The sequence below is a fragment of the Micromonospora inyonensis genome (assembly GCF_900091415.1).
Classification (GTDB): Bacteria; Actinomycetota; Actinomycetes; order Mycobacteriales; family Micromonosporaceae; genus Micromonospora; species Micromonospora inyonensis.
This window is the reverse complement of sequence record NZ_FMHU01000002.1, coordinates 1,920,163-1,939,335: the sequence shown is the minus strand read 5'-3', so window position 1 is coordinate 1,939,335 and position 19,173 is coordinate 1,920,163. Positions and strand designations below refer to the sequence as shown.

At 69.2% G+C, this 19,173-nt stretch carries 18 protein-coding genes, 2 pseudogenes and 1 riboswitch; of the genes and pseudogenes, 3 read left to right on the top strand and 17 right to left on the bottom strand.

Annotated features, from left to right (window positions below; all coding sequences use genetic code 11):
• Positions 1-17 precede the first annotated feature (17 nt).
• The 11 genes and pseudogenes from GA0074694_RS33165 to GA0074694_RS23015 form a co-directional block, all read right to left on the bottom strand.
• Positions 18-545 carry a transposase gene (locus GA0074694_RS33165; protein WP_245714861.1) on the bottom strand — a complete coding sequence of 176 codons (528 nt, stop codon included), beginning with the start codon at positions 543-545 and terminating at the stop codon, positions 18-20.
• Complete coding sequence (locus tag GA0074694_RS23065; protein WP_245714860.1) at positions 458-1,792, bottom strand: transposase; 1,335 nt, start codon at positions 1,790-1,792, stop codon at positions 458-460. Before GA0074694_RS23065 ends, GA0074694_RS33165 begins: the two co-directional genes overlap by 88 nt.
• A 108-nt stretch (positions 1,793-1,900) precedes the next feature.
• Positions 1,901-2,824 carry a hypothetical protein gene (locus GA0074694_RS23060; RefSeq protein WP_141714250.1) on the bottom strand — a complete coding sequence of 308 codons (924 nt, stop codon included), beginning with the start codon at positions 2,822-2,824 and terminating at the stop codon, positions 1,901-1,903.
• A 561-nt stretch (positions 2,825-3,385) separates the two neighbouring features.
• Complete coding sequence (locus GA0074694_RS23055) at positions 3,386-3,853, bottom strand: HNH endonuclease (RefSeq protein WP_091461736.1); 468 nt, start codon at positions 3,851-3,853, stop codon at positions 3,386-3,388.
• Between the two features lie 549 nt (positions 3,854-4,402).
• Positions 4,403-5,605, bottom strand: a pseudogene (locus tag GA0074694_RS23045) (IS3 family transposase).
• A gap of 44 nt (positions 5,606-5,649) precedes the next feature.
• On the bottom strand, positions 5,650-7,116 hold the full coding sequence (gene metE, locus GA0074694_RS23040) for a 5-methyltetrahydropteroyltriglutamate--homocysteine S-methyltransferase (RefSeq protein ID WP_245714859.1): 1,467 nt from the start codon (positions 7,114-7,116) through the stop codon (positions 5,650-5,652).
• 105 nt (positions 7,117-7,221) lie between these two features.
• Positions 7,222-7,425: riboswitch (cobalamin riboswitch) on the bottom strand.
• Between the two features lie 2 nt (positions 7,426-7,427).
• Positions 7,428-8,477 (bottom strand): ribonucleotide-diphosphate reductase subunit beta, encoded by a 1,050-nt coding sequence (locus tag GA0074694_RS23035; protein ID WP_091461731.1) that lies wholly within the window; start codon positions 8,475-8,477, stop codon positions 7,428-7,430.
• A pseudogene (locus GA0074694_RS23030) lies at positions 8,474-8,677 on the bottom strand (hypothetical protein); the annotation flags it as partial. The gene GA0074694_RS23035 and the pseudogene GA0074694_RS23030, both read right to left, overlap by 4 nt.
• 31 nt (positions 8,678-8,708) lie before the next feature.
• Positions 8,709-9,599 (bottom strand): IS3 family transposase, encoded by an 891-nt coding sequence (locus GA0074694_RS23025; protein WP_091455425.1) that lies wholly within the window; start codon positions 9,597-9,599, stop codon positions 8,709-8,711.
• Positions 9,596-9,892, bottom strand: a complete 297-nt coding sequence (locus GA0074694_RS23020; protein ID WP_091458880.1) for a transposase — start codon at positions 9,890-9,892, stop codon at positions 9,596-9,598. The genes GA0074694_RS23025 and GA0074694_RS23020 overlap by 4 nt, the downstream gene beginning before the upstream one ends.
• Before the next feature lie 32 nt (positions 9,893-9,924).
• Complete coding sequence (locus tag GA0074694_RS23015) at positions 9,925-10,296, bottom strand: hypothetical protein (RefSeq protein WP_176738088.1); 372 nt, start codon at positions 10,294-10,296, stop codon at positions 9,925-9,927.
• 105 nt (positions 10,297-10,401) lie between these two features.
• On the opposite strand from GA0074694_RS23015, the gene GA0074694_RS23010 reads away from it, so the two are divergent.
• Complete coding sequence (locus tag GA0074694_RS23010) at positions 10,402-11,598, top strand: IS630 family transposase (protein ID WP_218105780.1); 1,197 nt, start codon at positions 10,402-10,404, stop codon at positions 11,596-11,598.
• Positions 11,599-11,941: 343 nt separating this feature from the next.
• Here GA0074694_RS23010 and GA0074694_RS23005 read toward each other — a convergent pair whose 3' ends face one another.
• The 3 genes from GA0074694_RS23005 to GA0074694_RS22995 all read right to left on the bottom strand — a co-directional run bounded on the left by GA0074694_RS23005 (position 11,942) and on the right by GA0074694_RS22995 (position 15,314).
• Positions 11,942-13,225 carry a serine hydrolase domain-containing protein gene (locus GA0074694_RS23005; RefSeq protein ID WP_091461729.1) on the bottom strand — a complete coding sequence of 428 codons (1,284 nt, stop codon included), beginning with the start codon at positions 13,223-13,225 and terminating at the stop codon, positions 11,942-11,944.
• Between the two features lie 269 nt (positions 13,226-13,494).
• Positions 13,495-14,154, bottom strand: a complete 660-nt coding sequence (locus GA0074694_RS23000; RefSeq protein ID WP_091461727.1) for a response regulator transcription factor — start codon at positions 14,152-14,154, stop codon at positions 13,495-13,497.
• The gene (locus tag GA0074694_RS22995; protein ID WP_245714858.1) at positions 14,142-15,314 is read right to left on the bottom strand and encodes a sensor histidine kinase; all 1,173 of its coding nucleotides are present in this window, start codon (positions 15,312-15,314) and stop codon (positions 14,142-14,144) included. The genes GA0074694_RS23000 and GA0074694_RS22995 overlap by 13 nt, the downstream gene beginning before the upstream one ends.
• A gap of 229 nt (positions 15,315-15,543) precedes the next feature.
• Here GA0074694_RS22995 and GA0074694_RS22990 point away from each other — a divergent pair, with 229 nt between their 5' ends.
• Positions 15,544-15,804, top strand: coding sequence for a hypothetical protein (locus tag GA0074694_RS22990; protein ID WP_091461722.1), 261 nt, complete (start codon positions 15,544-15,546; stop codon positions 15,802-15,804).
• Positions 15,805-15,843: 39 nt separating this feature from the next.
• Entirely contained in the window at positions 15,844-16,482 is a 639-nt protein-coding gene (locus tag GA0074694_RS22985) for a Tn3 family transposase (RefSeq protein ID WP_091461719.1), read from the top strand.
• A gap of 90 nt (positions 16,483-16,572) precedes the next feature.
• Here GA0074694_RS22985 and GA0074694_RS22980 read toward each other — a convergent pair whose 3' ends face one another.
• From GA0074694_RS22980 to GA0074694_RS31940, 3 genes are all read right to left on the bottom strand, one after another.
• Positions 16,573-17,445 (bottom strand): GAF domain-containing protein, encoded by an 873-nt coding sequence (locus tag GA0074694_RS22980; RefSeq protein ID WP_091461717.1) that lies wholly within the window; start codon positions 17,443-17,445, stop codon positions 16,573-16,575.
• Positions 17,442-18,041: a recombinase family protein gene (locus GA0074694_RS22975; RefSeq protein ID WP_091461714.1), complete on the bottom strand. Its 600-nt coding sequence runs from the start codon at positions 18,039-18,041 to the stop codon at positions 17,442-17,444. The genes GA0074694_RS22980 and GA0074694_RS22975 overlap by 4 nt, the downstream gene beginning before the upstream one ends.
• 620 nt (positions 18,042-18,661) lie before the next feature.
• Entirely contained in the window at positions 18,662-18,814 is a 153-nt protein-coding gene (locus GA0074694_RS31940; protein WP_176738086.1) for a hypothetical protein, read from the bottom strand.
• Positions 18,815-19,173: the final 359 nt, after the last annotated feature.

Below are 19,173 nucleotides of genomic sequence, written 5' to 3'. Positions count from 1 at the left end.
TGGTGGTTAATTACGGGTCATGCAGCGAGGCCGAGTTCGAGGCGTGAGAGGTGGCTGGTTCTTCGTCGGTCCAGTGGTGTTCCGTTCCAGAAGGCTTCGAGGCGGAGCAGGTTGAGGGCGCAGGCCATGAAGATGTGGTCGAGGCGGGTCTTGGGTAGTCCGCGGTAGCGGGCGCGGCGGGCGCCGTGGGAGATGGCTTGGTGGATGGTGCCTTCCACTCCGGCACGGCGGGCGTAGTCGGCTTGGAAGCCGAGGGTGTGTTCGGCGGCCCGGATGGTGGTCTGGGCCTCGGCCAGTTCCCGGGGTAGTAGGGACAGTTGTCGTCGTCTTCCGGTGGTGCATAGGGTCCGGGCGGGGCAGGGGCCGCAGTCGCTGGTAGCGAAGGTGGCCACGATGGCGGGCTTGCCGTACTGGGTGCACGGTGTCCAGGAGGTGGCCTTTCTGCCTTGTGGGCAGGTCACGGTGCGCGTGTCGTAGTCGATGGTGAAGTCGGCGCGGGCGTAGCCCTTGCCGGCGCGGGCCTGGGCGGAACAGTCGGCCAGCAACGGGCGATCAGCGTGATGCCGTGCCGGGCGAGTTCGGAGACCACGAGCGCGGCGGACAGGTAGCCGGAGTCGAGGTAGTGCCGGCCGGGGGTGAGGCTCATATCGGCGAGGGCGTCGTGGATGGGTTCGGTCATCCGGTTGTCGGTCACGGTCGCGTCGGTGGTGGCTACATGCGTGATCAGGTTCGGCCGTAGCTGTGGGCAGGCGGCCTCGTGCCTGTCGCCGGTGCGCCCCGGTCGCCCTGCCGGGGTGTGCCCGCCGGGCTGTCGGCAGCCGCACGGCGCAGCGTCGTCGCAGGTCTCGGTGACGTGCAGTTTGTAGCCCAGCCAGAACTCTTCTCGTTTGACACCCCACCGGGCATCGGTGTCGTACGGGGAAGCGATGCGGATATGGCCGGGCGGGAGACCGTCGCCCTCAGGCGCTTTCTCCCGCCGGGTAATCACCTCCCGCCCGCGACTGGTGACCGTGCGGGTGTAGTGCTGCACCAGTACCTGGCGCAGCACGTCCACCGCCGGTATCTGGGCCAGCCAGGCCGGTGCGTGCTGGTCGTGGACCGCCTCCAGCAGCCGGTAGCCGTCGCGGGCGTAGACGATCGCCAGTGCGTCGCGTTTGGCCTGCGAGACCGGCGGCCGCCAACCGGTCATCGGGCTGCCATAACGATCGGCGAAATCCGGCACGCAGATCCGCCCGGCCAGCCACTGTGGATGCGCCGCGGCCAGGGCCTCCAAAGCCGCCCGGATGCTTTCCCCGACCAGTTCCAGACGGTTGAGCGCGGCCACCGCCGCGGCGACATGTGTGGAATCGGTGCGCTGCTTGCCGCCAGCGGAGAGCAGACCAGCCTCGGCCAGCCGGGTCAGCAACGCGTCCAGCACGAGGTGTTCCAGACCGGCGTCGGCCACCCTGGTGCGGAACTCGGCCAGCACCGTGTGGTCGAACCCTGGATCGTCCAACGGCAGACCGAGCAGATACTGCCAGTCCAGCCGGTTACGCGCCGCCTCGGCCGCTTGCCGGTCAGTGAGATTCTCCACCCGCTGCAACACCGTCACCAGCGCCAACCGCGACGGCGACCAACCCGGCCGGCCACGAACCCCGAACGCCGCGACGAAGTCCGCATCATGCAGCCATTCACCCAGCCGGTCACGGATCTGCACCGCCAACGGCCGGGCACGCCGACCCCGATACTTCGCCGCGATCGCCGCCGCGATCCGCCGGTCCGGCTCCGGCCACGGCGCGGGCTGCACAGACACCACAATCCCCATCCCGCAGCCGGGACGAAGGGAGAAACACCGGCAGCGAACCGACACCATCACCCACACTACGGCCCGGGGCCGTCACCCCGACCGGCGCGTCGCGAATTAACCACCAGGATCGCCGGTGAGCCCAAAACTGCCGGGCAGGAACGCTGCGGGGACCGTCTGCTTGAGGTCGGTGAGCATTGGGAACACCGGGTCCCAGTCGCGTAGTGCCTGCCGCAGCAGCGGACCGTGCAGCGCCGGCTGATTGATCAGCGAGCCCCAGACGATCATCGGCCACTGCGCGGTCAGCGGCGCCAGCGCCGTGCCGTACGCGCCGAGCGCGGCGGCGGGCCCGTGGTGGGCGGCCGCGACCCGCTCGTCGAATAGATCGATCGCTGCGGCGACCTCGGTACCAGGGTCGAACAAGGCGTGGAACAGCCCTACGTGGGCCAGGGCGACTTCTTGGCCTTTGCCGACGCGGCGTTTGGCGATCTCGATGTTCGACAGGACCAGTCCCAGATAGATCAGCTGGTCGAGCTCGGTCATCACGCTCGGCGGAACCCGCCACGGCGCGGTTAGAAAGCCGGCCAGGGTGGACTTCCGCGGGGACGAAAACACGGCCGAGCCGATCGCTGGTAGAGCGAGCATTGCCACGTTGCCCAGCCAGGCGATCATGAGCGGCTGTGCCCTTACAAGCAGCGCATACCAGAAGCCTGGGTCGTGCCGTACGGCGATCGTGCGCATCATATGCCGAACCTCGTCGGCGATCTCTGACAGCGCCCGCCAACCGGCCAGCTCGGTCAGCGGTTGCCGGTGCCCGGCACCGAGGCGGGTGGCGGTAGCGCTGATCTGCGGTCCGAGCACCCACCCGGCGCGCAACCGGAACCCTTGGCCGTGATCGCCGAAGAACCCTTCGATCAGGGTGGTGGCTAGGTCACCGCGCGATCGGGGCTTGAGTGCCTGGGTGAATCCGTCCAGTAGGTGCGGGCCGATCCGCTCACCGGGCTGAGGCTCCCCGGCCCCCGGCCCGGGCACGCCTGGCACCGGGCTCGGCTCCCAGCAGAGGATGAGATGGGGCCGGCTGCGCCGTACCCGCCGTCTGCGCATACATCGGACTCTATCGTCGGGCCCAGACGCCCTTAGATGGGTCTTCCTGCTTGTCCGTTGAGTCCTAGTTTCCAGCTCAATCGAAGACACCGCTGGTCAACCGGCTGACGCCATGAGTGGGACCCTTCGCCGTCCTTTGGTTGGAACTCACGACAGTCGAATAGACGCTCTCCCCAGTCGGACGGGCCTACCGCGCGACCGCATCTCGCATCAACTGCGTCCGTCAGATCGACTGAGACTCCGCCACCTCTACCGACAGGTCGCCTGAGACCCTGCCAGGTCCGCTGAGAACTGACATCACCGATCACCGATGGCCGACGCCGTCGCGTCCAACGTCGGCGGATTATCGTATTACCGGTAAAGGAATTCCGATAATAGAGCCTGGCGAATGGGGCATATCGGGTGCACATCATAATGTCAGTTAAGGTGCATAAGGCTTTGCTCTGTTGTATCCGGGTCGCATCGGTGCCCGGGAAGGCCGCTGCAGCACACAGGCCACTACCCGTGTCCGTGTGCGACGCGGGCCTGGGTGACCTCGTCGGCCTGCCGTTGCCGCCAGCGGCGCTGGGCTTCCCGGTTGCACGCGCGACACACCTGGCGGTACGTGCCGGTGACGGGGTCGAGCTCTCGCTCGTGCCCGTTGCGGCAGCGCGGCGGGCGGATCCGGTCCCGGCAGTTCTCCGCGCGCGTGACCTGCCGCAGGTGGGCCGGCTCGATACAGTCCGCGACACCGCAGGTGTGGTCGACCTCGAGGTCCGGGTCGTAGTCGCCGACGAACACGGCGTACGCGGCGATGTGTGCCCAGGCCCGGCCGGCGACCTTCTGGTGGACCCCGCGCCGGCTGCCGTAGCCGCGGACGATGAGGCAGCCGGTGTCGACGCGGGTGGCGCGGGCGAGGAGGTACTCGCGCAGACTGTCCGGGGTGAAGTGCCGGGACAGACCGTTGACGCAGGAGAGGGAGAGCATGTGCCCCACGCTACGGGCGGCCCCAGGTCACAGGCTCTGCCACAGGCGTCCTGACCGGCGACCAGTCCGCCGTTCGTGGCGGCGCACGGTCAGAGACCGAGCGACTCGGCGACCTGGGCTGCGAGGTCGTCCTCGGTTGTCTGCGGGTCGACGCGGATGACCGGCAGGCGCAGGCTGGTCACTGTGGCGTCGAGGCGCTCGGTGAACAACCGGTCTCGTTCCAACAGGTTGCGCCGAGCGGCGTTCGGGGTCGCTGGTCCGGCCGGCGATCTGCCACAGGCCACCGCGGCTGTCGAACGCCGCTCGGCGGAAATCCGGTGTCGGGAGCAGCCAGACGGCGCGTCGGGGCTCGGCCAGCAGGGGTGCGACAAGTTCCGGCAGAAGTCGGAAGCCCTCCGCGATGACGCCGCGCTCGGCCGGGAACGCCAGCAGGTCCTCGACGACGAGGTCGAACGCCTCGCCGCGGTACCAGTGGAACGTGTCCAGCATGGTGTCCGGAGACCGGTTCACCCACCGGTCGGAGCTTGACCCCTGATCCTGGACATGGGTTTATGCGGCCGGGGCCAGCGTATCTGGTGCTGGCCGGGGGTTCTTCTTCTCGTAGGTGATCGGGGATTGCTGTCCGAGCCGGGAGTGGCGTCGGACGGTGTTGTAGCGGTGTAGCCACCGGAACGTGGTCAGTCGTGCTTCGCGTTCGTCGGTGAAGGCGCGGCGACCTTGGAGGGTCTCGCGTTTGAGGGTGGCGTTGAACGACTCCGCGGCGGCGTTGTCGGCGGAGCTGCCGACCGCGCTCATCGACTGCCGCACCCCGGCCGTGGTGCAGGCCTCGGCGAAGGCCCGGGAGGTGTACTGGGCTCCGTGGTCCGTGTGCATGATCGCCCCTTTCAGGGTGCCCCGGGTGCGCTGCGCGGCGTGGAGGGGCATCGATGACCAGGTCGGTGCGCATGTGATCGGCGATCGCCCAGCCCGCGAGGCGCCGGGAGTGCAGATCGATGACGGTGGCCAGGTAGAGGAAGCCACGGTCACCGACTGGTAGGTAGGTGATGTCGCCGACGTAGCGCTGGTTCGGCGCGCAGGCGGTGAAGTCCCGGCCGATCAGGTCAGGGGCCTTCGTCGCGGCCGGGTCCGGCATCGTCGTCCGCGTTCGTCGGCGCAGTCGTAGACCCTGCACGCCGAAGCGGCGCATCACCCGGGCGACCCGCTTCCGGTTGACCGCCAGGCCGGCATCCCGAAGTTCGGCGGTGATCCGTGGTGCTCCGTAGGTGCCGTCGTGAGCCGTGTGCACAGCCCGGATCCGACCCACGAGAGCCGCATCCGCGGCCTCCCGCGCGGCCCGCGTTTCTGCGGCCGCGCGCCAGTAGTAGAAGCTCGAGCGGGACACCCCAATGATCTGACACAACCGCTTCACGCCGTAGCGTGCCTGGTGGTCGGCGACGAACTGGAAGCGGTTCACCAGCGCGTCTCCCCGGCGAAATACCGGGCCGCCTTCCGCAGAATGTCCCGTTCCTCCTCCAACTCGCGGACCCGCCGCCGCAACGCGGCGTTCTCGTCCTGCACCGAGCCGGCCGCCCGCGGCCCCGCCGGCTCGGCCACCACGCCCCGACGCTGATCATCGGCGCGGACCCAACTACGCAACGTCTCCCGATTGACCCCGAGATCCTCCGCGATCTGCGCGATCGTCGCCCCCGGCCGAGACCGGTACAACGCGACCGCATCGGCCTTGAACTCCGCCGGGTAGTGCTTCATCACCATCTGTCAGGAACTCCTGATCTCCCCGGACCATCACGATCCAAGGCTCAAGTGTCCAGGATCAGGGGGCAACTCCCGTCGTTGCGCTCGGGCTCGCCGTGCACCAGAACGTCCAGGCCGAGCTGTTCCTGCAGCCGGATCACGTGCTCGATCTCGGCGCGCATCCGTTCGGTGTAGCCGGCCTGGTCGAGGCTGCCGGCGCGCAGGTCGGCGCGGGCCTTGCGCAACTCGGCGGTCTGCGGGAAGGACCCGATCGTGGTGGTGGGCAGCTCCGGCAGCCGCAGTCGTTCCTGCTGCTTTGCGGCCCGGTCGGCGTAGTCGCCGCGTTGCCGGTCGGTGGGCCGCAGGGCGGCCAGGCGGGCGCGGACGTCGTCCTGCCGCCACGCCGCCGGGATGGGCGGCAGCGGGGCGGGCAGGTCGGCGGTGCCGTCGCGCAGGGCGCGGCCGAGCAGCACCACCTCGTCGACCTTCTGCCGGGCGAACGCCAGCCGCTCCCGCAACTGCGGGTCGAGGCGGGTCTCCGCGGTCAGGTCGACCGGGACGTGCAGCAGCGAACAAGACGTGGACACGGCCACATGGTCGGCAAGGCCGGCGACGGTGGCACCGGTGACCGCGGCGGCGCGCAGGTCGGTGCGCCAGACGTTGTGCCCGTCCACCAGGCCACCGACGATCGTCTTGCCGCGCAGCGGTCCGGCGCCGGCGAGCCGCTTGAGGTTGCCGGGGCCGGCGACCAGGTCGAGGCCGATCGCCTCGACCGGTGTGGCGAGCAGGGCGGGCAGGGCGTCGCCGAGCTCGCCGAAGTAGGTGGCGACGAAGATCTGCGGCCGCTGCTCCCGTTCGCCGAGGCGGGTGTACGCGCGGCGCAGCGCGTCGATCTGGGCGGGAGTGCGGTCGGCGACGTAGGCGGGCTCATCGAGTTGGACCCACCCGACGCCGGCCCGCGCCAGGTCGGCGAGCAGCGAGGCGTAGGTTTCGACCAGGTCGTCCAGCCGGGCGAACGGGTCGGCGCCCTTGGCCAGCAACAGGAACGTGGCCGGGCCGACGAGCACCGGCCGGGTGGTGACGCCGAGCGCACGGGCTTCGCCGTACTCACGCAAGGCCTTGGCCGGGTTCGGGGCGAACTCGGTGTCGGCGTCGATCTCGGGCACGAGGTAGTGGTAGTTGGTGGCGAACCACTTCGTCAGCTCGAGCGCAGGTTCGGCGTCGACGCCGCGGGCCATCGCGAAGTAGGTGTCCAGCTCGGGCAGGCCGAGTCGACGGAACCGGGCCGGGACCGCGCCGACGGCGACGGCGGTGTCGAGGACGTGGTCGTAGTAGGAGAACGTGTTCGACGGGATGGCGTCGAGGCGGGCGTCGCGCAGCGTCTGCCACACCTGCGTGCGCAGGCCGGCCGCGGTCGATTCCAGGGCGGCGGCGTCGATGCGCCCGGCCCAGTACGCCTCGACGGCCTTCTTCAGTTCGCGGTTGCCGCCGATGCGCGGGTAGCCGAGCACGGTGCTGGTGCCGAAACTCACGGGTGTTCCCTTCCCTCGATGTGCCCGACGGCACGGAAGGGCAGGGGAAAGGCCGTCGCCGGCCTTCCGCCCGGCCCTCCCGAGAGGCCGTCGGCGGCGCACGCGGTCGCGTGCGCAGTGCGGGCAGGTCTTCGGACTCGTGGGCGTCGTGCTCGCGCCTACCGGCCGTCGCTTCCCAGGCTCGCGCCCAGTGCTTGATGACGGTTTTCGTTCCCACTCACCGCTGCGGGGCAGTCCCGGTCTCGCACCGGGTTCCCTCTTACGACGCGCGGCCTGACGGCCGCGCGAACCAGCACTGCGGGGAATCCTAGCTAGAACTCGTCGTCGAAGCTCACCGAGCCGGTGACCCCGACCTGGTATGCGGCGACGCGACGCTCGAAGAAGTTGGACAGCTCCTGCACGTCCTGCAGCTCCATGAACGCGAACGGGTTCTTGCTGCCGTAGATCGGCTCGATGCCGAGCACGGCGAGGCGCCGGTCCGCGACGTGTTGCAGGTACTCGCGCATGTCCGTGAGCGACATTCCGGAGACTCCTTGTTCGAGCAGGTCGGCGGCGAACTGCAACTCGCACTCGACGGCTTCGGCGAGCATGTCGCGGACCTGCTGCTGCATCTGCGCGTCGAACAGGTCGGGTTCCTCCCGCCGGACGGTGTCGACGACGTCGAACGCGAACGCCATGTGCATGCTCTCGTCGCGGAACACCCAGTTGGTGCCGGAGGCGAGCCCGTGCAGCAGCCCGCGCGAGCGCAGGTAGTAGACGTAGGCGAAGGCGCCGTAGAAGAACAGCCCTTCGATGCAGGCGGCGAAGCAGATCAGGTTGAGCAGGAACGCCCGCCGGTCCTCGCGGGTCTTGAGCTCGCGCAGCTCGAAGATCGAGTCGATCCACCGGAAACAGAACTCGGCCTTGCGGGCGATCGAGGGGATGTTGTCGATCGCGGCGAACGCCGCGAACCGCTCCCGCTCGTCCGCGACGTAGGTGTCGAGCAGGTTCAGGTAGAACTGGACGTGCACGGCCTCTTCGAACAGCTGCCGGGACAGGTAGAGGCGGCCCTCGGGCGAGTTGACGTGCTGGTAGAGGTTGAGCACGAGGTTGTTGGCGACGATGGTGTCGCCGGTGGCGAAGAACGCGACCAGGCGGCTGACGAGGTGCCGCTCGGCCGGGGTGAGCTTCTCCAGGTCGGCGAGGTCGTTGTGCAGGTCGACTTCCTCGACGGTCCAGGTGTTCTTGATGGCGTCCTTGAACCGGTCGAAGAAGTGCGGGTAGCGCATCGGCCGTAGCGTGAGGTCCATGCCGGGGTCGAGCAGCATCTGGCGCTCGACGGCGGGCGCCGGTGCGGTGCGGGTTTCGGGAATGGTGGTCACTGGCAGGCCTCGCAGGATTCCGGGTTCTCGATGGAGCAGGCCAGCGCCCCGTCGTCGGCGACGGCAAGCGTGGCGGCGGGTGTCTTCGCGGCTGCGGGGGCGACGGAGACGGTGGCCTGCTGGATGCGCGTCGCGGGGCGCGAGCGCAGGTAGTAGGCGGTCTTCAGGCCGGCTTTCCACGCGTACAGGTACATCGAGGAGTGTCAATCCCCTGGAAGCGTGGAGGGCTGTTTAAGCTGCCTGAGCCAGGCGGGCTTGGGCGATGAAGCGTTCGTAGTCGATGGGTGACATGCCATCGCAGGCGCTGTGGCGTCGGCGGGTGTTGTAGAAATCGACGATCCAGGTGGCGATCTTGAGTCGGGCTTCGGCGCGGGTGCGGAACCGCTGCCGGTGGATGTACTCGACCTTGATGGTGGAGTTGAACGCCTCCGCGGCGGCGTTGTCCAGGGCGCAGCCGACCCGGCCCATCGATTGCAGGACACCCAGCCGGCGGCAGGCGGTGGCGTATTCGGCGGCGGTGTACTCGCTGCCGCGGTCGCTGTGGAAGATCACTCCGTCCACGGTGCCGCCGCGGGTCGCGGCGGCCATGCTCAGGGTGGCCTGGGTCAGGTCGGCGTCGTGCCGGTCGCCCATGGCGTAGCCGAGCAGCCGGCGGGAGTGCAGATCGATCACCGTGGCCAGGTACAGCTTGCCCTCGTCGGTAACGATCTCGGTGATGTCGCCGCACCACAACACGTCCGGTGCGACGGCGGTGAACTGCCGCCGGACCCGGTCCGGTGCCACCGGCCGTTTGCCCTGCTTGGTGAGGGCGCGTCGGCGGCGCGGGGTGCGTCCGGCCAGACCCAGCCGCGCCATGCGGGCCGCGACGGTGTTGACCGACACCTGCCACCCGTCGGCGTGCAGGTCCTGGGTCACCCGCGGGGAGCCGTAGGTGCCGCCGGAGGCGTCGAACGCTGCCCGGATCGCCTCGTCGAGGGCATCGCGGCGGGCCTGCCGTGCGGTGGGTCGCCGGTCACGCCACTTGTAGAACCACGACTGCGACAGCCCCAGCGCCCGGCAGGTCACCGCGTGCGGCACGGCATGCTCGGTCCTCTGGGCGGCGACGAAGCGGGCCACGGTCACTTCGTCGCCTCCTTGACCCACAGGACCACGGATCGCTTGAGGACATCACGCTCCATCGCCAGCTCAGCGTTTTCCTTACGCAGCCTGGCCAGCTCGGCGCGTTCGTCCTCACCGAGACCACCCGCGGCGGCCTCGCCCCGAGCCCGACGCTCCTGCGCCACCCAGTTCGCCAAAGTGCCGTTGTTGATACCCAGATCCCGAGCGACCTGCGCGATCGGCTTACCCGTCTCCCGCACGATCCGCACGGCGCCCTCACGGAACTCCCGGTCGAACCGTCTCCTCGTTTCAGCCATGACCATCTATCCCCTTAGGTCTGGCCTCCACACTATCGGGGGAACCTCACAAGTCCTTCGGGGGTTGACGGTTCGGTGCTTGGATGCGGCCAGTCGGTGATCGGGCTGATGAGGACGTCGCAGACGAAGTCGAGTGCTTCTTCGGTGGTGCCGCTGAACCAGTACTGGTCTTCGTAGCTGTTGTTACTGGCCCGGTAAGTGGCGAGGCTCCAGCGGTGGGCGGATCCGCTGTAGCGCAGTCGCATCACCGGCAGTTGCTGGCCGCCGGTCAACTCGACGGTGACGTAGGCGAACTGACCCTGGTAGCGCACGTGCACCGCGGCCAACTGCGGCCAGTTCGCCCTGGCCCGTGCCCGCAGTCGCTGCGGCAGGGACGTCTTCGTGGAGGCAGGGATGACCGGCATAGGTTCACATCCTGCCGCCTCCGGCGTGTCCTGTCGGGTTGCGGCCCGCCTGACCGGCATCCTCGACCAGCCCTGAACGAGATCATCTCCAACGGAAGCTGGCCGGTGCCTGCCCCTCACGCTCGCCCGATTACCCTGACCGCCGCCGAACGGCGCGGGCTCACCGCTCTGGCCTACTCCCACACCGCCGCATATCAGCAGGTCGTCCGGGCCCGGATCGTCTGCGATGCGGCCCGTGGGCACTCCAACGCCGCGATCGCCCGCCGACACGACCTCACCGTTGATACCGTGCGGCGCTGGCGCGGCCGGTTCGCCGACGAAGGCCTCGCCGGCCTCACCGACCGGCCCCGCCCGGGACGGCCACCACGGTTCACGCCGGTCCAGGTCGCCGAGGTCAAAGCCCTGGCCTGCCAGTTGCCGGCCGAGACCGGCACACCACTGTCGAAGTGGACGTGCCCGGACCTGGCCGCTGAAGCCGTCGACCGGGGCATCGTCGCGGCGATCTCGGCGTCCACCATCCGCCGGATCCTGGCCCGCGACACGCTCAAGCCCTGGCAGCACCAGTCCTGGATCTTCATCCGCGACCCGCAGTTCGCCGTCAAAGCCGCCCGCGTGCTCGGCCTCTACGCCCGCACGTTCGACGGCGTCCCGCTCGGCGATGACGAGTACGTGATCTCCAGCGACGAGAAAACCAGCATCCAGGCCCGCTGCCGCTGCCACCCCACCCTGGCACCCGGCGTCGCCCGGATGATGCGGGTCAACCACGAGTACCAGCGCAAAGGCGCCCTCACCTACCTGGCCGCCTACGACGTCCACCAGGCCCGAGTGTTCTCCCACCGCAACGCGAAGACCGGCATCCTGCCGTTCATGACCCTGGTCGAGCAGGTCATGACCAAAGAGCCCTACGCCTCGGCGAAACGGGTGTTCTGGGTGGTCGACAACGGCTCCTCACACCGCGGCCAGGCCGCCGCCGACCGGCTCAGCCGGCGGTTCCCGAACGCGGTCATGGTCCACACCCCGATCCACGCCTCCTGGGTCAACCAGGTGGAGATCTACTTCTCGATCATCCAGCGCAAGGTCCTGACACCCAACGACTTCACCAGCCTCGACCAGGTCGAAGACCGGCTCACCGCCTTCGAGCAGCGCTACAACGCGACCGCCCGGCCCTTCAGATGGAGATTCACCCCGGCCGACCTCGAGGACCTCATGGCCCGGATCGAGCGACACGAACAGAAAGAGCACAACCTCCAACAGCCCACCGGCTGCGATCACCAGCCTGCCGCACACGCCCTGGCCGCATAACCCCCGAAGGACTTACGCCCCGAACCACTTAGACCTGGACCTGGGGTGATCGCCTCAAGGGCGCGGATTGTCGGAAGGTCACTCCACGATTTCCCGCCGTTTCGGTATGTGGACGCGGGAGCAGCGACAGCTGCCCCAGCTACGTGAGCCGGTCGAGGGGGCGGCCCTGGATCCGGGCTGCCAGCTCGGGGTTGATCGCGTCGAGGACGCGGGCAGGCCGGGGGCGCACGATCGCAGGGAGGCTGCCGTTGGCGCGCTGCGCGTGCTCAGCGTTGGCCTGCTCGATCGCGTCTATCCGCCGACCCAGGCACCGCGTTGCGGACGCGGGTGCCTGGGAGAGCTATCACTTACCAGTGCTAGTGGGGGTGATGCCGCGAAGGTTCTGCAGGACCTCGGACGGGGCCGACTTGCCGAGCATCTGGCAGATGTTCACGGTGTCGGCACCGAAGACGATGGTCTGGTAGTAGCGCTGCACACCGGGGTTCTCCGCCGCGTCGTTGGGTCCGGCGGTGCTGTCGGTGACCGCGGTACGTCGACCGTCTTCGCTCGCCACGGCGGTGCTGTGGTGTCCCATGGTGTCGCCGCCGTGACCCCAGACGGTGCCGCAGGGCGACTCGATCCGGACCAGGCCGAGGCCGTAGCCGCCCTTGAGCGGGAAGTCCTTCGGCAGGGCCACCGTGGTCTTCATCTGCTTGAGCTGCGTCTGGGAGAACAGTTTGCCCTGCAGGACAGCGGAGAAGAAGCGGGAGAGATCGCTTGTTGTGGAGATCATCGCGCCCGCTGCGCCGGCCCAGCTACCGAGCGGCCGGTCGGAGATGTCGGTGTACTGCGGGGTGCCGCTGGCGTACTTGATCGCGTAGCCGTGGGCGTAGCCCGGGCCGGTGTCGGTCGCCTTCGGGTCGGCGTAGTAGGTGTCCTTCAGGCGGAGCGGCGTGGTGATGCGTTCGTCCACCAGGGCGGGCATGCTCTTGCCGGTCTGCTTCTGCAGGATCATTCCGAGCAGGGTGTAGTTGGTGTTCGAGTACATCCAGCCCTTGCCGGGGGCGAAGGAGGGCTCGTGCTTGAACGCCATGGCGAGCAGTTCCGCGTCGGTGTGGACATGCTGCGGGTCCTTCTCCATGTCGGTGAAGAAGTCCGGGTCGCCGGTGTAGGAGAACAGTCCGCTGGAGTGGTTGAGCAGCATCCGGACGGTGATGTTCGCGCCGTTGGGAACGACGCCCGGCAGGTACTGCTCGACGGGCGCGTCCAGCGTGACCTGGCCGCGGTCGACCTGTTGCAGGACGAGCACCGCCGTGAAGGTTTTCGTGTTGCTGCCGGCCTCGAACTGGTCGCTTACCGTGATGGGGCGGCCGGTGGCCTTGTCCGCGACGCCCTGGGCCAGGGTGTAGACCCGACGGCCGTTGTCGATGCGGGCGATGTACCCGGGCGGGCCGACCTGCAGGACATGCTTGGCGACTTCCCGTTGCAGGGCGTCGTTCACGGTCGGCGCGCCCGGCCTGACCAGGTTGAGCTGATCGGCGTGGGCGGCGACTGCGGTGCCGATTAGTGCGGCCGCCGTTGTCAGCACAACCGCTGTCTTGCGCAAGGAGCGGGGGGACTTGGTGGGGGCGTGGGTCTCGGTTGTCATGCTTCGATCTTGTCGGGGTTCACCGTTGGGGTCATTGCGGCTGACTACCCGGTTGATCTACCAGTCAGGGGTACTGCGCTGGTAGTGCCTGCGCTACCTCGTGGGCGGCCCTAACGGCCTGAGGGGTGCTTTCAGGGCCGGCGCCGGTCCTCGTGGCTGCCGTCGAGCCGCACCGGGCCGATCGTGGTCGAGGCGTTCGGCGAGCCACCCGGCCCGGAAACCCGGGTTGATCTCGTGGTCGATGGGGACCGCGGCGGGTCAGGTGATGGTCAGCCAGTGCGGTGGCTGCCCTGCAAGTATTTCAAGACTGCGGTGACGCGCCGGTCGGTGTGGTCGTCCGGGGCTAGGTCGAGCTTGGCGAAGATGCTGCGGATGTGTTTGTGCACCGCTCCGTCGGTGACGAACAGCCGTTCGGCGATCGTGGTGTTGCCCAAGCCTTCGGCCATCAGGGAGAGCACGTCCCTTTCCCGCGGGCTGAGCCGCTGCAGCGCGCCGTCCGGGCGGGTCCGGGTGAGCAGTTGGGCGACGACATCGGGGTCGACGGCGGTGCCGCCGTCGACCACCCGGTGCAGCGCGACCAGGAACTCCTCCACCCGACCCACCCGTTCCTTGAGCAGGTAGCCGAGTCCGGCCGCGCCGCCGGCGAGTAGTTCGGTGGCGAAGGTCTGTTCGACGTGCGCCGACAGCACCAGCACCGGTAGGCCTGGTTGCCGGCGACGGGCCTCGACGGCGGCGACGATGCCCTCGTCAGTGTGGGTGGGCGGCATCCGGACATCCACGATCGCCACATCGGGGCGGTACTCATCGACCGCGGCCAGGAACGCGTCCGGAGCGCCGGTGGCCGCCACCACGTCGAGCGCCTCGGCCCGCAGCAGCAACGCCAGGCCTTCGCGTAGCAGTGCGTCGTCTTCCGCGATTACGATCCGCACGGCAACTCCAGCTGCATCGTCGTCGGCCCCCCGGACGGGCTGGTCACGGTGAACACCCCGTCGAACGCCTCGACGCGCCGCCGGATCCCGCGCAGCCCGGATCCGCGGTATTCCTGGGCGCCGCCGCGACCGTCGTCGACGATACGCACCAGCAACCGGTCGGCCTTGCGGCAGACCGTGACACTGGCGGCGGTGGCGCCGCTGTGCCGGGCCACGTTGGTCAGGGCCTCGGCCACGGCGAAATACGTGGTCGCCTCCACGGAGACGGCGCACCGGCCGTCTACCTGCAGGTCGAGCCGACACGGCACCGGACACGCACCGGTCAGCCCCTGCAGCGCGGAGGCCAGACCGCGGTCGACCAGGACCGGGGGCAGGATGCTGCGTGCGACCGTGCGCAGCTCGGCCAGCGCCTGTTCGGCGGCATCCTGCGCGCGGTCGAGGATGTCCTTCACACCGGCCGGGTCGCGGCTGAGCGCGCGCCGGGCCGCGCCGAGCAGCACTGTCACGGCGACCAGCCGATTCTGGGTCCCGTCGTGCAGCGACCGTTCGATACGCCGCAGCTCGACGGCGTGCGCGTCGAGCGCCGCGGCACGGGTCGCGGTCAGTTGCGCCACCCGTAGCGACAGATCAGCTGCCGTCGTAGCTGACAACAGGATCCGACCCGGCCAGGCCTGCAGCCGGGCCAGCACCGGTCCCACCGCGATGACCACGACCACCCAGCCGAGGCCGAGCAACCCCACCGCGAGGGCGTCGACGGCGTCGTGCACGGACCACAAGCCGAGGCCCGGGCCGGTTTCCCCGGCCGGTTGCAGGCGCCACCACAGCGGAAACGTCAGATTCTGGATGGCGTACAGGGGCAGAGACAGCCCTATCAGCCCCATGCCGAAGCCGAATACTGCGTGGCTGGCGGTCCAAGCCAATTCCCGGCGAACCGCCGCGGTGCGCAACGCGCGCCGTGCGCTGGACGGCAACGGCTCCGCCCCGACGATGTCCGGACCCCACCGTGACAATCGTGCACGTTCCCGGTCGGCGACCGCCCGCACCATACGCATCGTCGCCGGGACGAGCGGGACACCCACACCGGCCGCGCTACTCAGCGCCACGACAATTATCCAAGGGAGCAACGCCAACGCCAGGACGGCCGTGCCGAGACCGCCCACCAGGTGTTCCAGCGCGTCCACCGCCTCCCGGACCCGGACCAGCAGGTACCGCCGCACAACTGCACCTCCAGGTCAGGAACCGAACCGATCGCTTGAACGATAGATCACCGACCGGCGGCCAGGCGGTACAGCAGGCTGTACCTGCCTTGTGGGTGTCAGCTGGATCGTGTGGCGCCGGTGATCTCGATAGCGTCCACGCCGACACCGTCACCGACGTGAGAGGCACGCCATGAACGCCCCCGAACACACCAACACCCGTAGGGACGCACGCCGCCTGCTGCTGTGGCTGGCATTGATTGCCAGTGCGGCGGCCAACGCCGTCACCTCCAGCATGGACATCCACCCGGCCTTCGGAATCGGCATCGGCCTGACCACTCTGGCCTGCGCTGTCGCGCTGATCCGAGACCACTACCACCGTCGCGGGAACGCCGCCCACCGGCATCCTGCTATGTCCGTGACCGCCCGCGACGAACCACGATCGTTGTCGTAATCCAGGGGCCGAGTAGTTGATCTTCGTGGACCGTCGGGATTGGCCCCGGGTGTCGCGGTTCTTACCAACACCCCGTCCTACCCGGGGTTGGAGCCAGTGCTGACCCGGGCGATCAACTGGGACCTGATCACCCAGCAGTACGACCAGATGATCAAGTACGCGCGGGCGTTGCAGCTCGGCACCGCCGAGGCCGAGCAGATCCTGCGCCGCTTCCACAACCGCGGCCCAAAGCACCCCACCCTCGCCGCGATAGAAGAGTTGGGCCGTGCGGTCAGGACGGCGTTCATCGCCGACTACCTCGCCGACCCCGCCTTGCGCCGCGAGATCCACGAGGGGTTGCAGGTCGTCGAGCAGTGGAACTCGGCGAACGTGGCCATCCACTACGGCCGCGAGGCCGAGCTGCCCGGCGCCGACCGCGAGGCCCAGAAAATCTCCATGCTCTGCCTGCACCTGCTGCAGTCCGCGCTGGTGCTCATCAACACCCGCCTGGTCGACCGGGTCCTCGACGACGCGGACTTCGCCGGCCGGCTCACCGCCAACGACCTGCGCGGGCTGACCCCGCTGTTCTGGTCCAACGTGGCGCTGCACGGCACGTTCGAGCTGGACCTAGACAAACGCATCGACTACGACCGCGGCGCCGCAAGCACCGCGGTCGGCGAGGAGGCCACGCCCGGATGACGAAGAAGCCCGCGAGGGTGCTACCGGTGACCGCCGACCGGCTGCTGCGCGGCTGGACCGGCCCGGGCGGAAGCCGAATCCGGCTCGCTGTCAGCGGTTGAGGTAGGCGGCTAGGCCGCCGAGTTCTTCGCTGGCGATGAACACCGAGCGCACGTTGATGATGGCTTCCTCGACGTGGTTGGCGCAGCCCCACGCGGAGTCACCCCACGAGTCGGCGATCTTCAGCTCGGCCGGTGCGGTGCAGCCGGCGGTTCCGCCGAGCTGGCAGTGCGCGGGGTGCGGCGTGGTGGCCTGTACGGCAGCCGCGGCTCGCATCTGGGCGGCGAGCTCGGCGGCGGCGGCGGCGCGTTGCTCGGCATCGTCGCGCAACTGGCGTTCGGCGCGTACCGCTTTGATGGTGGCCAGGCGCAGCTCCAGGTGCTGCGCGACCTGGTCGGCGAGATAGCCGAGCACGGTCCTCTGCGCCTCGGTCAACTCCCGAGGCATGGCGTCGATCGCGGTGACCGTGCCGAGGTGGTGCCCGTCGGCGGTGACGATCGGGGCGGCGGCGTAGAACCGTAGCCCCAGCTCGCCACGGACCAACGGATGGTCGAGAGTGCGCGGATCCGTCACCGCGTCGTTGACCACGTACGGGCCGTCGGCGCAGAACGCCGACGCGCACAGCCCGGGTTCGGTGCCGACCTGCGCTACGCCATCCAGTCCTTTGGCCGCGGCGAACCAGACCCGGTCGGCGTCGACGATGCTGACCGTGGCGATCGGGGTGCCGCACACCGCCGCGGCGGCCGCCGCGATGGTGTCGAACTGGCCGTCGGTGGGAGCGTCGAGGATCTCGTAACGGCGCACCGCAGCCAGCCGGGCCGGGTCGGTGAGGGCGGTTCTGTCAGCGGTGATCGACACGGTGTGGTGCTCGCTTCCAATGGGGGTGTTCAGGCCGGGGGTGGAATACGTGGTTGCGGCGTTCATGCCGCATCCGCTGTGGCTGTCGTGACGCTGGCGCGTTCGAGGACTCGGTACACCGTCGGGCGGGACACCTCGAACAGCTCGGCGAGTTCGGCGATGGTGTGTTCCTTGGCGGCGTGCAGCTTAAGCAGGTGCGCCTGCCGGGTCGGTGACAGCTTCGGCGCCCGGCCTTTGAGTTTGCCCTTGGCCCGGGCGATCGCCATGCCCTCGCGGGTACGCATCCGCAGCAGGTCCACCTCGAACTCAGCGAACGTGGCCAGGATGTTGAAGAACATCTTGCCCATCGGATCCGTTGGGTCGTAGATCATCGCGCCGAGCTGCAGCCGGATGCTGCGGGCGGCGAGGGAGTCACCGATCTGCCGGGCGTCGGGCACGGAACGGGCGAGCCGGTCGAGTTTCGGTACAACGAGGGTGTCGCCGGTCCGGACCGCGGCGAGGGCCTGGTCCAGGCCGGGCCGGGCCCGGCTGGTGCCGGAGTACGCCCGGTCGAGGTGGATCCGGTCGGCGAGCACCCCGAGGTCGAGCAGGATCTGCCGGTTCGCTTCGAGGTCTTGCTTGTCGGTGGAGCAGCGGGCGTACCCGATCGAGATCGCCGTCACGTCCGGATCGTAACGGATAGCCCCCGGTCACCGTACAGATCACCGGACACCCTATGTGAGACGTCTCCCACGCTGGTCAGGGTCAGCCGTCGACCGGCCAGGCGGGTGTCCGTTGAGGGTTCCCCAAACGGGACACCAGCATGAACGTCTCTCAGCCACGGCCGCGCTGCCAGCCAAGATCAACTGTTTGGCGGCTGGTGACACGTTCGTTACTGGCACCCCTACGCCGATGGGCTGGCTCAGTGCATCCCGTTCTCGGTACCCAGCTCACCGGGACTCCAGCAGATCATCCGGCTGTGCGACTGGCCGACGCAGCATCTCGCACGCTGACCGCCACGGCCCCCGGGCTGCGGCTGAGAGGACGTGTGCCCGGCTGGCGTGTCACGTGCCGCTAGCGGCACGGACACCGCCACAGTGGCGCTCTTGACCTGAACCTGGACCGGCCAGCGAGTCGGCTCCTGGGGGGATCACCTGGAGACCGGCGGCCTCCCCTCCCCCTCCAGATGACTGCCTTTGACCTGAGTCCAGCCGGACAGGACGCTGGCACAGGGGGTCGATCGCCGGCGCTGCACGAACATCGCCCCCGTGCTTGAACGGGGTAAGGCCGAGGCAGTTTGCGGCTACGCGGCCGCCGGGCCGGTGCGCCGGGCAACCTGGGCCAGCGCCCGCACGACGTCGGCCGGGCGTACCGTGATCGGCTCATCGCCGGCGGCGTCCAGCGCGGCGGGAAGTCCCTCAGTCGACGCCAGCCCGTGACCTGGTCGTGTCGCCACCTCGCACCATCTCCGAACAGCCTGAACACCTCGACCGCGCCCACCGACCGACGACCCCGGCGGCGGCCGTACCGACGCGAGCAGGTCGGGACGTCACCGCGACTGCACGCGGGCGGCGACCACGCCACTCGGTAGTAGAAGTGGCCACGGACCCGGCTGGTGCGGGTGGCCCACCCGGCACGGGGCGGCGGCCGCCGCACCCCGGCCGTAACCCGGCGGAAACGGGCCCCGCCGGTCCCGCCCACCCCACCGTGCAGGCCGACGCGTCCGGCCCCGCCTGCCAGGACGACGCGGTGGGGGGCGTCCGGGGCGTCCAGCGGCCGGGGCAGCCCTGAGAGTCCAGGCAGACCCGTGCCCGC

Excerpts from the sequence above, each read along its gene's own strand:
- GA0074694_RS22980 (WP_091461717.1), bottom strand. The coding sequence starts at position 17,445 with ATGAACGCCGCAACCACGTATTCCACCCCCGGCCTGAACACCCCCATT.
- GA0074694_RS23020 (WP_091458880.1), bottom strand. The coding sequence starts at position 9,892 with ATGGCTGAAACGAGGAGACGGTTCGACCGGGAGTTCCGTGAGGGCGCC.
- GA0074694_RS22990 (WP_091461722.1), top strand. The coding sequence starts at position 15,544 with ATGAACGCCCCCGAACACACCAACACCCGTAGGGACGCACGCCGCCTG.
- GA0074694_RS23055 (WP_091461736.1), bottom strand. The coding sequence starts at position 3,853 with ATGCTCTCCCTCTCCTGCGTCAACGGTCTGTCCCGGCACTTCACCCCG.
- GA0074694_RS23005 (WP_091461729.1), bottom strand. The coding sequence starts at position 13,225 with ATGACAACCGAGACCCACGCCCCCACCAAGTCCCCCCGCTCCTTGCGC.
- GA0074694_RS23015 (WP_176738088.1), bottom strand. The coding sequence starts at position 10,296 with ATGCCGGTCATCCCTGCCTCCACGAAGACGTCCCTGCCGCAGCGACTG.